At 67.9% G+C, this 15,252-nt stretch carries 13 protein-coding genes; 8 read left to right on the top strand and 5 right to left on the bottom strand.

Annotated features, from left to right (window positions below; translation table 11 throughout):
* Positions 1-114: 114 nt before the first annotated feature.
* Positions 115-729, top strand: coding sequence for a hypothetical protein (locus tag ACQU6B_RS12570; protein ID WP_430867880.1), 615 nt, complete (start codon positions 115-117; stop codon positions 727-729).
* Positions 730-799: 70 nt separating this feature from the next.
* Here the strand turns inward: ACQU6B_RS12570 and radA are convergent, their stop codons facing one another.
* Positions 800-2,188 carry a DNA repair protein RadA gene (gene radA / locus ACQU6B_RS12575; RefSeq protein WP_430867881.1) on the bottom strand — a complete coding sequence of 463 codons (1,389 nt, stop codon included), beginning with the start codon at positions 2,186-2,188 and terminating at the stop codon, positions 800-802.
* Between the two features lie 82 nt (positions 2,189-2,270).
* Between radA and ACQU6B_RS12580 the strand changes: the two genes are divergently transcribed.
* Both ACQU6B_RS12580 and proC read left to right on the top strand, forming a co-directional pair.
* Positions 2,271-3,788 (top strand): hypothetical protein, encoded by a 1,518-nt coding sequence (locus ACQU6B_RS12580; RefSeq protein WP_430867882.1) that lies wholly within the window; start codon positions 2,271-2,273, stop codon positions 3,786-3,788.
* A gap of 21 nt (positions 3,789-3,809) precedes the next feature.
* Positions 3,810-4,658 (top strand): pyrroline-5-carboxylate reductase, encoded by an 849-nt coding sequence (gene proC, locus ACQU6B_RS12585; protein ID WP_430867883.1) that lies wholly within the window; start codon positions 3,810-3,812, stop codon positions 4,656-4,658.
* On the opposite strand, the gene ACQU6B_RS12590 is transcribed toward proC, so the two are convergent.
* Both ACQU6B_RS12590 and ACQU6B_RS12595 read right to left on the bottom strand, forming a co-directional pair.
* On the bottom strand, positions 4,655-6,655 hold the full coding sequence (locus ACQU6B_RS12590; protein ID WP_430867884.1) for a glycoside hydrolase family 6 protein: 2,001 nt from the start codon (positions 6,653-6,655) through the stop codon (positions 4,655-4,657). The two genes, proC and ACQU6B_RS12590, sit on opposite strands and share 4 nt — an antisense overlap.
* A 91-nt stretch (positions 6,656-6,746) precedes the next feature.
* Positions 6,747-7,805: an aminotransferase class V-fold PLP-dependent enzyme gene (locus tag ACQU6B_RS12595; RefSeq protein ID WP_430867885.1), complete on the bottom strand. Its 1,059-nt coding sequence runs from the start codon at positions 7,803-7,805 to the stop codon at positions 6,747-6,749.
* Positions 7,806-7,875: 70 nt separating this feature from the next.
* Here ACQU6B_RS12595 and ACQU6B_RS12600 point away from each other — a divergent pair, with 70 nt between their 5' ends.
* The 4 genes from ACQU6B_RS12600 to ACQU6B_RS12615 all read left to right on the top strand — a co-directional run bounded on the left by ACQU6B_RS12600 (position 7,876) and on the right by ACQU6B_RS12615 (position 13,230).
* Entirely contained in the window at positions 7,876-8,754 is an 879-nt protein-coding gene (locus ACQU6B_RS12600) for a LysR family transcriptional regulator (RefSeq protein WP_430867886.1), read from the top strand.
* Positions 8,755-8,861: 107 nt separating this feature from the next.
* The gene (locus ACQU6B_RS12605; protein WP_430867887.1) at positions 8,862-10,232 is read left to right on the top strand and encodes a leucine-rich repeat protein; all 1,371 of its coding nucleotides are present in this window, start codon (positions 8,862-8,864) and stop codon (positions 10,230-10,232) included.
* Positions 10,233-10,432: 200 nt separating this feature from the next.
* The gene (locus tag ACQU6B_RS12610) at positions 10,433-11,824 is read left to right on the top strand and encodes a leucine-rich repeat protein (RefSeq protein WP_430867888.1); all 1,392 of its coding nucleotides are present in this window, start codon (positions 10,433-10,435) and stop codon (positions 11,822-11,824) included.
* Positions 11,825-12,018: 194 nt separating this feature from the next.
* Positions 12,019-13,230 carry a leucine-rich repeat protein gene (locus tag ACQU6B_RS12615; protein WP_430867889.1) on the top strand — a complete coding sequence of 404 codons (1,212 nt, stop codon included), beginning with the start codon at positions 12,019-12,021 and terminating at the stop codon, positions 13,228-13,230.
* 75 nt (positions 13,231-13,305) lie between these two features.
* On the opposite strand, the gene ACQU6B_RS12620 is transcribed toward ACQU6B_RS12615, so the two are convergent.
* On the bottom strand, positions 13,306-13,968 hold the full coding sequence (locus ACQU6B_RS12620) for a DUF1295 domain-containing protein (RefSeq protein ID WP_430867890.1): 663 nt from the start codon (positions 13,966-13,968) through the stop codon (positions 13,306-13,308).
* Positions 13,969-14,057: 89 nt separating this feature from the next.
* Here ACQU6B_RS12620 and ACQU6B_RS12625 point away from each other — a divergent pair, with 89 nt between their 5' ends.
* On the top strand, positions 14,058-14,771 hold the full coding sequence (locus tag ACQU6B_RS12625; RefSeq protein WP_430867891.1) for a hypothetical protein: 714 nt from the start codon (positions 14,058-14,060) through the stop codon (positions 14,769-14,771).
* A gap of 13 nt (positions 14,772-14,784) precedes the next feature.
* Here the strand turns inward: ACQU6B_RS12625 and ACQU6B_RS12630 are convergent, their stop codons facing one another.
* Positions 14,785-15,186, bottom strand: coding sequence for an FKBP-type peptidyl-prolyl cis-trans isomerase (locus ACQU6B_RS12630; RefSeq protein ID WP_430867892.1), 402 nt, complete (start codon positions 15,184-15,186; stop codon positions 14,785-14,787).
* Positions 15,187-15,252: the final 66 nt, after the last annotated feature.

Here is a 15,252-nt window from a genome sequence, read left to right on the forward strand (position 1 = left end):
ACGGCCGCCACCGGGCCGTCGCCGCGGGCGGGAGCGGCTTGCGTTCGTTTCGGCATGGCTACATTGTTCCAGCCCGCCACGCGGTTAACGTTGATATGAGTCCGAGGAGGAATCATGGACGGTTTGCGCAACCCCATCGGGGACGAGCCTGCCCAGGTCTACTGGAAGCGACGCCTCATAGCGGTCGTCGGCATCGTCGCCGTGATACTCGTGATCTGGTTCCTGATCTCAGCGGCCACCGGAGGCGACGACTCCGGCGCGCCCACGGATTCCTCGCCGGCAGCCACCACCTCCGCGTCTCCCGCCGCCGCGAGCGGCTCGGGGGATTCGGCCTCGCGTGCGTGCGGCTCGGACGACATCGGCATCACTACCACCGCCAATCCCGCCTCGGTCGGGGCGGACGCCCTACCCGTCTTTGACGTCGGCCTCGCGCAGACCGGGTCCAGCGCGTGCCTGATCGACACCGACGCCGACGGCACGGAGCTGCTCATCACCTCCGGCGACGACCGCATCTACAGCTCGATGGACTGCCCCGACGACAACACCATCGCGTCGACTCAGCTGGTCCTGGAACCAGGCGCGAGCGAGGACCTGGCGATCACGTGGAACAGGCAGCGTTCGCTTCCCGACTGCGCGACGGAGACCGCGGTCCCCGGTGCGGGCACCTATAACGCCACGGTCACCGTTCAGGGGATCCAGAGCGAACCAGCCGTCTTCACCCTCGAGTAGTCCGCGGTACCGCGCAGGCCGCTGGCCGCTAACTGCTCGCCATAAGCCGTAAGCCGACCGCCGTCAGCCGTCAGCCGCGAGGGGGCAACGCGAGAGCGACAGCCTCGCGGAGCGTGGAGGCCTGATGCACGCGGATCCCCGCGGGGGCCTTGTCCCGAACGGTGCTCCCTCCCACCGCCGTAGGCACAACGATGTCCGTGAAGCCAAGACGGGCGGCCTCCGCCACCCGCTGCGCCGTTCCGGAGACCGGGCGCAGCGCCCCTGACAGCGCGACCTCTCCCACCGCGACCCAGCCGTCGCGCACTGCCCTGTCCGAGCGTGCGGAAGCCAGGGCCAGCGCGAGCGCGACGTCGGCAGCCGGCTCCGTCACCCGTGCGCCGCCGATCGTCGACACGTAGACGTCGTCCGCGGCCACCGCGACCCCCACCCGGGTGTGCAGCACCGCGAGGATCATCGCGACCCGCGAGGTGTCCATTCCGGACGTGGCGCGACGCGGGTTGCTCAGGGCGCTAGGCGCCACGAGCGCCTGGATCTCCGCTGGCAGCGGCCGCTTGCCGTCGATCGTGATGGTCGCGCAGGTGCCGGGCACGGGCGTGGTCTCCCGCGACAGGAACAGGCCCGACGGGTCGCTCACCCCCTCGATTCCCGCATCGACCAGCTGGAAGCAGCCCACCTCGTCCACGGAACCGAAGCGATTCTTGATGGCCCGCAACAGGCGCAATTGGGAGTGCTGCTCACCCTCGAACTGACACACCACGTCCACCAGGTGCTCCACGATGCGCGGCCCCGCGATCGAGCCATCCTTGGTGACGTGACCCACGAGCACCATGGGGAATCCGCGCGTCTTGGCCGCCTGGATCAGCGCGGAAGCGACCTCGCGGACCTGGCCGACCCCGCCGGGCGTGCCCTCGATCTGGGCCGAGGCGATGGTCTGGATGGAATCCACCATCACCATGTCGGGTTGCTGCGCGTCGAGGTGCGCGAGGACGGCGCCTAGGTCCGTCTCCGCCGCCAACAGCAGGCCGGGCTCCAGCGCGCCGATGCGCTCGGCTCGCAGCCTCACCTGTCCGGCCGACTCCTCGCCGCTCACGTAGAGCACCTTCCGGCCGCCCCGGGCTGCGCGCGCGGCTACGTCGAGCAGCAGCGTGGACTTGCCGACCCCAGGCTCCCCCGCGAGCAGGATCACGGCGCCGGGCACTAGTCCGCCCCCCAGCACCCGGTCAAACTCGCCGACTCCGGTGGGGACTCGCTCCGAGGCGGTCTGCGAAACCTCGGAGATGGGCACCGCCGGCTGGGACGCCGCCGTGGCCTTGGTCGCGGGGCCGGCGGGCGCCGCGCCGTTCTCGATGACGGTCCCCCAGGCCTGGCATTCGCCGCATCGGCCCACCCACTTCACCGCCATCCATCCGCACTCAGTACAGCGGTAGGCGGGCTTCGACTTGCGGGTGGTGGTGGCCATGGGGATCACGGTATCCGAGCGATCGGACACGCACCCGCAGGGAACGCGGCAGAAACGGGGGTTTTCGCCGTAGGCTGGCGGCATGGCACCTGAGTCCGACACGTCGAGGCGCGCCTCGCAATGGCAACGCGTAACCCCGCAGGACGATTTGCCGACCGCCGAGGGCCACGGCGCTGACTCGGAGGGGCCCACGATCACGCCCAACACGCCCTCCGCCCCCGAGCTCGAAGAGCGCGCACAATCCGTGTTCGACACGCACGGGCTCACCCCCGCCAAGCCTCCCAAGCCGGGCGCCGCGACTCGCGCTGAGGTGCCCACGCCCATCGAGGCCGACGACGTGGAACTGGTTCCCGCCGTCACCATGCCCGATGCCGCGGAGACTTTCCCGACGGCCCCCGTCACCACGGAGATCGAAGTTGTCTCCGCGCCTGACGCCAACCCCGCTTCGGAGTCGATTCCCGTGTCGCCGTACCTCGCGCCGTACTCGCCGAAGGTCGACCAGGAGGCGAGCCAGGACGCCAGTGACGCGACCCCGCCATCGGCGCCCGTCACGGGAAGCCTTCGCAAGGTGCCGCCGTCGGTGGCTGCGCTGCTCGCCGTGGGCGAACTGCCGGCGTTCGACGACGAGCCCGCCTTTGTCCCTCGCTACGAGCCCACCCCGGCGGACGAAGAGGACGAGGAGCCCCCCGCCGACCAGAGGACCGAGTCGCCCCTCGCGCACGCCACTCTCGAGGAGTCGGCCGAGCCCGCGTACACGCCCCCGGTCCCGGCGCCCCGATGGCAGAGCGTTAACGACACCCCCACCACAGCACCCCAGCCGGAGGACCAGATGGCCGCAGGATCAAACACCGGCACCCCGGCGAGCGCAATAGCGCCAGCCGATGCCGCCCAGACGTCTCCCGCCGCCGCCACCCCCGAGCCTGGCACCGATGCGCCGGACGGCGGCCTTCCCACGCTGCCCCCGGTGGACGGCGCAGAGGGCGCCCAGGACAAGGGCTCAGCTGGCTCGTTTTGGACCTCCACCGCGTTCCTGGCCATCGTCGGCCTGCTCGTCATGGCCGGCATCGGCTACGGGATCTACGCGCTGTTCTTCAAGCCGGCGGACGTGGTGCTGCCCGCGCAGACCGTGGTGAGCGCGCCCGCGGAACCCACCGCTTCCCCCGTGGCATTCACGGACCCCACGGACTTCCTCGCGGCGATGCCGACCACGGTCGGCGCGTACGTGCTCACCGACTACACCTCCCAGAGCGCCGTTGCCTCCGACGCGGACGCGACAGACGCGGACGCCACGGCCGATGAGGAACTGCCCGAGGGCGTAGCCGAGCAGGTCACGTTGACCTACTCCGATGGCACCGACCAGATTGTCGTCAGCGCGTGGCAGAGCTACACCGTCGAGGACGCTCAGCAGGTCTTCGATGGCCTCAACGTGGACGGCACCGACCAGCAACCGGTGACCGTTGACGGCCAGGACGTGGGCACGCAGGTCTACATCGGCTCTGACGCGGGACCCACCGTGCTGTGGAGCAACAACACGACCGTATTCTCCGCAACGGGAGACAACGATTCGGTGTACACGTTCGTATATGGGTTCGGCTTCTAGCCAGCGGGGTAGCCTGGTCGCATGAGCGAATCTGCGACCAACACCACGTCCGACACCCCCCGCGTAGCCGTCTTGGGCGGCGGCGTGATGGGCGGCACCATCATCACCGCGTTGCGGGTGGCCGGCTGGCCGGCCGACAAGATCGTGGTGGCCGACCACGGCGACGTCCGTGCGGCGGCGCTGCAGGAGACGCACGGCATCGACGCCACCAAGGAGATCGCGCCCGCCGTTGACGGCGCCGACATCGTCATCATCTGCGTCAAGCCTCAGCAGGTCGGCCAGATCATGCCCGACGTCTCGGCGAACCTCCGTGACGGCGCTATGGTCATCACGGTCGCCGCGGCGCTATCCACCTCGTTCTACGAGGAGCGACTCCCGGCGGGCACGCCCGTGGTCCGCGCCATGCCGAACACCCCGTCGATCGTGGCGCGCGGCGTCACCGGCATCGCAGCGGGGGCCAACGCCAATCAGGCACACCTCGACCTGGTGGCGGGAATGCTCAGCGCGATGGGCATGGTCGTGGCCATCGAGGAGTCGCAGATCGATGCGCTCTCCGCGGTGTCCGGCTCCGGCCCGGCCTACTTCTATGCGATGGTCGAGGCGCTCACCGAGGCCGGCGTCGCCCAGGGCCTGGACCGCGAGCTCTCTACGGCCCTCGCGGCGCAGACCTTCATCGGCGCGGCTCACCTTCTCACGGAGACCGGCGACGCGCCCCAGACGCTGCGCAAGCGCGTGAGTTCGCCCAAGGGCACCACCATCGCCGCTCTAGACGCCATGCAGGCCGCGGGCCTCCAGGGCGTCATCGCTGCGGGAGCGAACGCCGCGGTCGCTCGCGCACGCGCGCTCGGCCTGGAACTCAACCAGGACTAGCTCGCGCTGCACTCCAGCGAGGAGGGCTCGGGGGCAACTCCGTCGCCCACGAACCCAAACTCGCCGGTGCCCCCCTTGGCGAGGGCGCCGTTCCAGCCCGCGTCGCCAACGGTGAACGTCCCCGTCTTGCCGCTGTTGTCGCCGTTCCAGATGTTGTTCACGGCGGAGCCCTTGGGCAGTGACATCGTGACGACCCACCCAGTGATAGGGCCCGTCGCCTTCACCTTCACGCGGGCTTCGAAGCCCGTCCCCCACTTGTTGACCACCGTGAGCTGCGCGGTACAGCCGGCTGCGGAGTCGCCGGCGGATTCGTCGCCCTCGGCCGCGGCGGAGTCATCCCCGGTCGAGCCGTCCTCCTGGGCCTGCTCCGACGATTCCGTCTCGGCTCCGACCGGCTTGTTCGCATCGGCGTCCGTGCGGGGCGCGGGGACCTCCGCGCCCACCTCCGGGTACGCGTTCGCCACGAGCTGGGCGAACTGGGCGGCGAACCACTTACCCGCGAGCGGGGCATCGGCGAGCGCGTTGGTCGTGTTGCCCGCCAGCCGTTCGGTGCTGAAGCCCGGGTCGCACATCGGATCGAAGCCCTTGCCCTCGTCGTTGTCGATCTCGCTGGAGCCGCCGTCAGACTCACCGGGTGGCTTGACCCAGACAAACGCGTCCAGGTGAGAGGCCTCGTACCCGTCGGGAAGCGCCTGCGGGAGCCGGCCGAGCCCGGCGCCGTCCTGGTTACACCACGCGCCTCGGTGGGTGCGGGCGTCAATCTTGGACTCGTCCACGAAGGCGTCGACGGTGGAGCCAGAGCCCGCGGACGTCGGGCGGTCCTCGCCGCCCCAGCCGTTGCGCGAGGTGTCCACCAGCATGCCGATGCTCTCCGGGAAGCCCTCGCCTACGAGCCGGGTGTAGAGATCCGCCGTCCAGTCGGCCTCGTCGAAGTCCGGGTTGTACTCGTAAAACGCGCCTGACTTCACTGGCTGCCCGCCGACCTGCTGCTCGGGGTCCGTCAGGTACGGCTCCTCGAGCGGCGTGAAGTTGGCGGTGTTGGTGACGAAGCCGTCGACGGAGTCGAAGCCTGCCTCGGTGGACTTGACCACCTCCGCGAACAGCTGTGCGGTGGGTCCTGAGTTGGTGTCCCATCCCAGCCACCCGGAGTGTGCCGCGTCGATGTACGTGTAGACGTTGTCGAGCGGCGCGAACGAGTCGAGTGCATACGCGACACCGTCGCGGTAGTAGGGGTCGGCCGCCTGGCACTTGGGGTCGGAGTCGTTCGTCACCAGGTTGGGAAGCGAGTCCGGCTCGATGATCGCCGCGACCCGCAGGCTCGCGTACTTATCCTCGGCCAGCATCTGGGCGATCGGGTCGATGTAGTCGGACTCGTAACGCGCCAGGCCCTCATCGGTCGCGGGTAGCTCGCCGTTCGAGGCCAGCGCGAAGCAGTCGCGGCCGGGGAGGTCGTAGATCACCACGGTGAGGATCATCTGCTCGTCGCCGTCCGCTTGCTCGAGCGCGGCGTCCAGGTGATAGCGCAGGCCGGGGCCGTCCGCGTTGCCGTCGATCGCGCTAATCCGGTCCATCCAGACGGCCGTCGGGGTATCCGCTATGTCGCGCATGGCATCGGCGAGGTCGCCGTCGTCACCCTCAGCGGCATCGGCCGTCTCCTCGACCTGAGCGGACCACTTGTCGTTGACGTACATGGTGGCGCCCGCGTACGCGTTGTCCACGTGCGAGGAGCTCGCCGTGCCGGGCGTCACGACCGACGCGGGGTCGGAGCCCTGCGAGGCCGCGTCGTCGGACTCCGTGTCATTGTCGCCGGTGCAGGCCGCAAGGACCAGCGCCGTGGCGACGCCGATCGCGCCAGCGCGCAGTGCCGTAGTTCCGAGTCGTGCGGCCGCGTGCGCCATAGTGCCCCCAAAATAGCCATGCCCCGATGCCGGGGGCAGTTGCCCCGTCAGGCTAGCGGTTACCAGGGACGAACGGGAGCCCAGTGTGAGGAAACTCATGGGCGCGAGCCAAACGGTCGCGCCCGGGGCTCGGCACCAAACGGTCGACTCCGCTCCTGTGGGGCCGGCGCGGCGTGCTTGAGGGTTGCGGCTACGCCCGCTGGAGCGGGCGGGCGTGGGCGGACAGCACACGGGCCGCCATTTCCACGTCCGCCGCGTCGTTGTAGACGTAGAAGCTCAGCCGTGCGCGGCCGTCGCGCGCGGAGGCCCGCACCCCTGCATCGGCGAGTGCGGACGCGTCGATGCCGGTCACGGACAGGATCGCGCTGTTGCTCGCGGGCATGCGCAATGCCGAGCGCAGGTCGTTGGCCAGACCGGTGCAGTACGTGTAGGCCTCGTGAATGTCCTGCGCGGCCAGCGTCTCCAGCGCGATGGCGCCCGCCTCGACCAGCTGCCACGGGGGCGAGGTGTCCAGGCGGCGGCCCAGGGAGCTGAGCTTCACGTCCGGGCCGTAGAGCGAATTCCACGGATCGTCGGAGCCGTACCAGCTGGCGCACACGGGGCGAATCCACGTGGCCTCGGGGTGGATGGCAGCGAGCGCGATGCCGCGCGGGCAGCTCAGCCACTTGTAGGCGCTGGCGACCACCATGTCGAAGTCGCTCGCGTGAATGGGCAGCCACCCGGCGGACTGGCTGACGTCGATCAGCGTCTTGACGCCGGCGGAGTGGGCGGCCATCGCGAGCGCCGTGAGGTCGACCACGCTGCCGTCGCACGACTGCGCGGCGCTGACGGCCACCAAGTCGATGCCCGTCCGCACCTCGTCCACTAGGCGCTCGAGCGGCACCAAGGTCACATTCAGGCGCGGGTCGCTGAGGAAGGGGTAGACCACGGAGGAGAAGTCGCGCTCGACGGCCAGGACGCGCGCGCCGTCCGGCAGCGAGGCCGCGACCATGCCGACCATCTGCGACGTGGAGCCGCCCAAGGCGATGTCGTTCGCGCGGGCGCCGACGATGCTGGCGAACGAGACGCGCATCCTGTCGACCGTCGCGTCGAGCGCGTACGGGTCCGTCGCCGCCACCGACCAGTCGTGCGCCGCCTTAGCCAGCGCGGCGGAGGTGGCGTGCGCGGGAAGGCCATACGAGGCGGTGTCGAGGTACCCGGGGATGTGCGGGTAGCGGGCGGCGATGTCGGAGTTCAGCATGTCATCCATGTTCCGGGACGGTTCTGACCTGCACAAGATTACATTGTGCACACCCAGACCTCGATGGCATGATGGTCTCATGATCGATGTAGAGCGACTGCTGATCCTGCGCGAGGTGGCCCGCCAGGGCTCCAAGGCCGCGGCCGCACGCGCCCTGGGCCTGAGCGAGCCCACGGTCGCCCACCACCTCAAGGCCCTCGAGCGACGCGCGGGAGTGCCGCTTACCAGGCGCGTCGGCCGGGTCACCAAGGTCACGTCCGCGGGCGAGGCGCTCCTCGAGCATGCCAACGCGATCGCCTCCAGCCTGGAGAGCGCCGAGCGCACGCTACACCGCCACGCAGACCTCAACGTGGGCCGACTGCGCATCGCGGCTTTCCAGTCGTACTGCGCTTCCATCCTGCCGGGCCCGCTCGCACAGTTCGCGCGCACGTATCCCGGCATCGAGGTGGGACTGGTGGAGACGGAGACCGACGACGCGCTCGCCCTCATGTTCGCGGGAGAGGCGGACCTGGTCATTGGCTTCGCGGATGACGCCACGCCGCCGCCGACGGACTTGCCTGTGCGGCCGCTTGGGCGCGACGAGTACCTCGTCGTGCTGCCCGCGTCTCACGAGCAGGCCAAGCGCAAGCGCGTCGACATCGCGACGCTGGCGGACGAGCGGTGGATCTCCGGGTGCTCGCGTTGTCGCGCACACCTGTCCGAGCACGCGGCCGATGCGGGCTTCAGCCCCGACGTCGCCTTCGTCACCGAGGACTACGTGACCGTGCAGAAGCTCGTGGCCGAGCAACTGGGAGTGGCGCTGCTGCCGAGCATGGCGGTGGGCGCGAGCCCGGCCGTGCCCGGCATCGTCACGGCGCGCACCAAGCCCGCCAGCTACCGCGACATCTTTGTGAGCGTGCCGCACGACGCAGCTCCCGCTGCCCGGGCTTTCGCCAACTTGCTGGTCGCGGGCGGCTAACCGCGCCAAGTATTCAAATCCGCATTCCTTCCCAAATGCGAAGTACCGGGATAGATTAGGCAGCGTCACCTAATGAGGGGTGCCACCATTTAGAGGACCCCACAATTGTGAAGACTGTCACCGCACGAATCGCCGCCACCGCCATCGTCGCCCTGATTACGGGCGCTGTCACAGCCCTTCCGGCCTCCGCTGCCACCGCCAGCATCACTGTCGACGGCATCACGTACACCGTGGACGATGCAAATGTTAGCGCGGGTGCCGAGGTCACCGAATACGACCCTGGTGTCGGCGGGACCTCGCCGGAAATCGACCCGACAGTCACCATCGGCCCCAACACCTACGACGTGGTTTCCATCGGTGCCTCCGCGTTCGGTGCAAACGGCCTGACGTCGGTAACAATCCCCAACAGCGTCACCACCATCGGCTACCAGTCGTTCAGGTATAACGACCTGGAGTCCGTCACCATCCCCGACAGCGTCACCACCATCGAGGCCTTGGCGTTCGCCCACAATTCGCTGGCGTCCCTCACTATTCCCAACAGCGTCACCACCATCGGCGGCCAGGCGTTCTGGGACAACTTGCTACAGGAGGTCTCCATCCCCGACACCGTCACCACCATCGGCGGATACGTTTTCAGCGAGAACGACCTGACATCGGTGACCATCCCCGACAGCTTCACCAGCATCAGCGGCGGTTTATTCTGGAGAAACAACCTAGAATCGGTGACCATCCCCAATGGCGTGACAAGCATCGGCGAAACAGCGTTCGCCGAAAATTCGCTGGCGCACGTCACCATCCCCAACGGCGTGACAAGCATCGGCGAGGGGGCGTTCTGGGGCAACTCGCTCACGTCGGTCGCCATCCCCGCCAGTGTCACCTTCATCGACGTGGTGGCGTTCTTCGAAAATCCGCTGACGTCGGTGGCTTTTGAAGGCAACGCTCCGGTCATGGGCGCTGCCCCGTTTGGTGACGTCGGGCTCACCAACGACCCATTGGTGAGCTACTTCGCACGCAACGCCGGCTTCACGGCGCCCACCTGGACCGCAGGCGAGACGGAGTACCGCAGCCAGGCCCTGGCCACGGTCACCTTTGACGCGAACGGGCACGGCACCACGCCCGCCGCCGTCGACGTCGTCGTGGACGACACCGTCAGCGAGCCCGCCGACCCCACCGAGACCGGCTACACGTTCGACGGCTGGTTCGACGCCGCCACCGACGGCAACGCCTTCGCGTTCGCCACGCCCATCACCGAGGACCTCACGCTGTTCGCACAGTGGAGTGAAGTAGTGCCAGAGCCCACAGCCACGCCGGCCCCCTCCCCCTCTTCGACGGCGGAGGTCGACACCGAGGTCGCGGTCGCGGCAGGCGAAGAACTGGCCGATACGGGCGCCACGAACACCGGTCTCATCTGGATAGCAGGGCTATTCCTCGCACTCGGAGCCGCCGCCCTTGCGCTGCGAGCACGACGCACTCACTAACAAATAGAGCACCACCCCGCTTCACAGAGGAGCCCTCGCCCCCGCCCCCAGGGCCGGCGGCGAGGGCTCCTCTGTTTGCCGGCAATCGGGCTGCCAGCATCCATACCTACAGGACGTACCTTGCCTATCACCAGGTAAAACGTTAGGTTCGGGGCAGTCGTCCGCTGAGGGGCGCCTTGAACCTGAGGGACGTACTGAAGATGAAACTCCTGCCCGCCCGCGTTGCCGCGGCCGCCATTGTCGCCCTGATTGCGGGCGCTCTCACCGCGATTCCCGCCTCCGCCGCGACCGTCAGCGTCACCATTGACGGCGTGACTTACACGGCCGACGACTCGAATGTTGCGGCCGGCGCGACCGTCACCACCTATACCCAGGTGGGCACCGTGACCGCCATTGACATCGAACCGCAAGTCGTCATCGGCGGGGACACCTACGCCGTCACCACCATCGGCGACCACGTTTTCCAGGCCAAGGGCCTCACCGCGGTCACCATCCCCGAGAACGTCATCACCATCGGGGCCTTCGCGTTCGACGGCAACCACCTGACGACCGTGACGATCCCCGACAGCGTCATCACCATTGGATCTGCGGCGTTCTACAGAAGCTCGATCACGGGTTTGACCTTGGGCACGGGCTTGACCAGCATCGGCACTAGTGCGTTCCTCGGCACCCGACTGGCATCGCTGACCGTCCCCGACAGCGTCACCACCATCGGCGGATACGCGTTCGCGGACAACCTTTTGACTTCGCTCACGATCGGCAGCGGCATCACCTCTATCGAGGGATCTGTGTTCCGAGGCAACCAGTTGACGACGGTGGAAGTTCCCAACAATGTCACCACCATCGGCGACTACGCATTCATCAACAATCTACTGACGAGCGTCACGCTTCCGGACAGCGTGACGAGCATCGGCTACGCCGCGTTCAACTCCAACCGACTCACGAGTTTTACGATCCCCGGCAGCGTGATCTCTCTCGGCGACTACTCATTCAACGGGAACCAGTTGACCTCGGTGACCTTTGACGGCAATGCGCCGTCGATTGGCATTTCCGCGCTTGGCGTCGTCACCCAAACCAATGACCCGCTGGTGGGCTTCTACTCGCGCAACTCCGGCTTCACTGCGCCCTCCTGGGTCGCGGGCGAGGTGCGGTATCGCAGCCAGGCCCTGGCCACGGTCACGTTCGACGCGAACGGTCACGGCACCACGCCCGCCGCCGTCAACGTCGTCGTGGACGACACCGTCGCGGAGCCCGCCGACCCCACCGAGACCGGCTACACATTCGACGGCTGGTTCGACGCCGCCACCGGCGGCAACGCCTTCGCGTTCGCCACGCCCATCACCGAGGACCTCACGCTGTTCGCCCAGTGGAGTGAGGTCGTGCCAGATCCGACGCCCACACCCACGCCTTCCCCCACGGCGACCCCCTCCCCCTCCGCGACGGCAGCAGCCGACACCGAGGTCGCGGTCGCGGCAGGCGAAGAACTGGCCGATACGGGTGCCACTAACACCGGCCTGATCTGGACCGCGGGACTCCTGCTCGCCCTGGGAGCCACCGCCCTCGCGCTGCGAGCACGCCGCACCCACAAATGACGAGCACCACCCAGCAAACCGAGAGCCCCTCGTCCAAGCCCCCCGGGCCGGCGGCGGGGGCTTCTCGGTTTGCCGGCAAGCGGGCTACCGGCATCCATCCGCGCGGGACGTACTTTGCCCATCACCAGGTAAAAGGCTAGGTTCGAGGCAGTCGTCCGCTGAGGGGCGCCTTGAACCTGAGGGACGTACTGAAGATGAACCTCCTGCCGGCTCGCATTGCCGTCGCCGCCATCGTTGCCACGATCGCCGTCGCCGTCGCCACTTCCCCCGCATCGGCCATACCAGCTAGCGTGACAATCGCCGGCATCACCTACCAAATCGACGGCGCTGTCGCCACCGCCACCGCATACGACCCGGGTGCCGGCGGAGACTCCCCGTTTATTGAGCCCCGAGTCACCATCGGCGGGACCGAATACGACGTGACCACCATCGGCGACTATGCGTTCTCCGGCTTCGACCTGATAGCGGTAACCATCCCCGACACGGTGACCTCGATAGGCGAACTCGCTTTCTCCAATAACCTGCTGTCCTCGCTCACCATCGGCGACAGCGTCACCACCATCGGCCCCTCCGCCTTCGCGGACAACCTGCTGTCCTCCCTCACCATCGGCGACGGTGTCACCACCATCGGCGACGGCGTCTTCGCGGACAACCTGCTGTCCTCGCTCACCATTGGCGACGGCGTCACCACCATCGGCGGATGGGCTTTCTCCGATAACCCGCTGTCCTCGCTCACCATCGGCGACAGCGTCACCACCATCGGCCCCTCCGCCTTCGCGGACAACAAGCTCGGCACGCTAGTCATCCCCAGCAGCGTCACCGAGGTCAGCAACTTTGCATTTGGCCCAAATAAATTGTCCTCGTTGATCTTTGAGGGTGACGCTCCATCGATCGGCTTTGCCGCCTTCGGAGTAGACCTTCCCAGTGACGGCCCGTTGGTGAGCTACTACGCACGCAACTCCGGCTTCACGGCACCCACCTGGACCGCGGGCCAAGCGGAGTTCCGCAGCCAGGCCCTGGCCACGGTCACGTTCGACGCGAACGGGCACGGCACCACGCCCACCGCCGTCGACGTCGTCGTGGACGACACCGTTGCCGAGCCCACCGACCCCACCGAGACCGGCTACACGTTCGACGGCTGGTTCGACGCCGCCACCGGCGGCAACGCCTTCGCGTTCGCCACGCCCATCACCGAGGACCTCACGCTGTTCGCACAGTGGAGTGAAGTAGTGCCGGACCCGACGCCCACACCCACGGCGGCGGCCGACACCGAGGTCGCGGTCGCGGCGGGCGCAGAACTGGCCGACACGGGCGCCACGAACACCGGCCTCATCTGGACCGCGGGACTCCTGCTCGCCCTGGGAGCCCCCACCCTCACACTGCGAGCACGCCGCGCCCGCTCGTAGTAGCTGCGTGAGCTCCTCGCCACCGCCGAAGGGCTCACGCCTAGGTGCCCGCGCCACCGCCGAGCGCGCCTGCCGCTAGTAAACGTACGGGATGAACTTCTTGGTGCGCGCCGTGTAGTCGAGGAACGGCTGCCCATAGTGCTCGACCATGTGCGCGTCCTGCCGGGGGATGTGGAGGCCGACGAACATCGCGGTCATCAGCGCGGGGAAGATCGCCGCCCACCACGACCCGGTCAGCAGCGCGAAGCCCGTGAAGAGCAGAGTGTCGCCCCAGTAGTTGATGTGTACGGACCTGGAGAACAAGCCCCCGGTGTAGAGCCTGCCCTGGTTGGCGGGGTCGCGCTTGAAGACCAGCCGCCCCCATTCGGAGCCCGTGTTCAGGTACGAGCCGACTACGTAGAGCGCGACCCCAGCCCACGCGACCCACCCCAGCGGCGCGGCCGTCTGTCCGCCCAGCCACAGCAGGCCGAGCTGCAGGATTGTGGCCCATATCCCGACCTGCCAGGCCTCCTCCCAAGGGAAAGCTCGCTTGAGCATCACGAACTGGGTCACCAGGAAGCGGAGAAAGTAGACGACTCCCGCGGTGGCGAGCAGCCAGCGGCGCCCCGCCGAGGCATCGGGCGCCAGGGAGCCGAGCACCACGTCCAGCCCGCCGGCGAGATAAACCAACCCGAGCACGAGGCCCGCCCCGTGAATCCCGGCGGCAGCGAGCTTGGGGGCGAGAGAGGTGGTCGGCATGAGCCTCCCTTGAGAGTCGGTTGGGCACGGCGGTAGGGGTCACCCCGAGGCTATCGCGCCTGCGTGCCGCTTCCCATAAGGTGGTTGCCATGCCGACGACGCCGCTGATGAACGCCCTCGACCAAGCCGGGATCGACTATCGGGTCGCCGCCGACTCGGACATCGACTCCGAGTCGTTCAACGAGGACCTGGCCTCGCTCGGGAGGCCTTTCGTCGAGATCAACGTGTACACCGTGTCCGGAAACGGGGACCAGACTCTCCTCGCGATCACGCCCCTGAACCGCGAACTCGACACCACCAAAGTCGACGCCGCGCTCGCAATAGAGCCCGTCGACACGAGCGCGGCTCCCGAGGGCGAACTCAAGCGCCCCGAGTTGATTGCCGAGTGGATGAGCCACGGGTGGCCGGCCTTCATCGACACCGGTGTAGCCACCGCGCGCACACATGTCCGAATCCCGAGCGGAAATGATGGCGAAAGCATCGTCATCTATGGGGGAAACCTGGTACGCGCACTAAAAGCGCGCGTGCTCGACATCGGCCTACCCCAGGAACTGCACCGCGAGGAGCCCTACTTCGCGCTGTACTCGGATGGCATTCGCTCGCTCGAGCCGGGCAAGGAGTACTTACACATCTGGCCGATCGAGGTCTACTTCGACGAGGTTGTTCAAATCATGAGCATGGGCTCCAGCGACGAGTACATCGAGGCGCTGCACCGCATCATCGTCGCGGCGAAGCGCCTGCTACCCAAGCCAAACGACAGCGATATCTCCACCGCGCACTACGCCTTCCTCAAGGAGCACTAGCGGTACGCGAGTCCTAGTTGGCGGCGAGGATGTCCACCGTGAAGACCAGCGTCGAGCCAGCCGGGATGGGGCCCATGTCGTTGAAGCCGTAGCCGGACTCGGGCGGCACGACGAGCAGCACCTTGGATCCGACAGGCAGGCCCACGAGTCCGTCCACCCAGCCGTCAATCAACGAGCCCTGAGCGATCGCGAACGAGATGGGCTCGCCGCGGTCCCACGAGGAGTCGAACTTCGCGCCGTCCCACAGCCAGCCTGAGTAGTGCACCGTGATGGACTGACCCTCGACGACGGGCGCTCCCGTGCCGTGCTCGTGCACCTCGACAACGAGACCCTCGATCTTCTCCGCCCCCGTGAAGTCGACGTCCGGCGCGCCATTGGCGTCGCGGGTGATCTTGGGGTGGTTCGCGCTGGTCATGGTGTCTCCTTGGGGTATGCAGTCGAGACCACCCTATTGGAAACGAGCGCCGCTACGGCTACGCGT

Source organism: Demequina aurantiaca, assembly GCF_050598105.1.
In the GTDB taxonomy this organism is placed as follows: Bacteria; Actinomycetota; Actinomycetes; order Actinomycetales; family Demequinaceae; genus Demequina; species Demequina aurantiaca_A.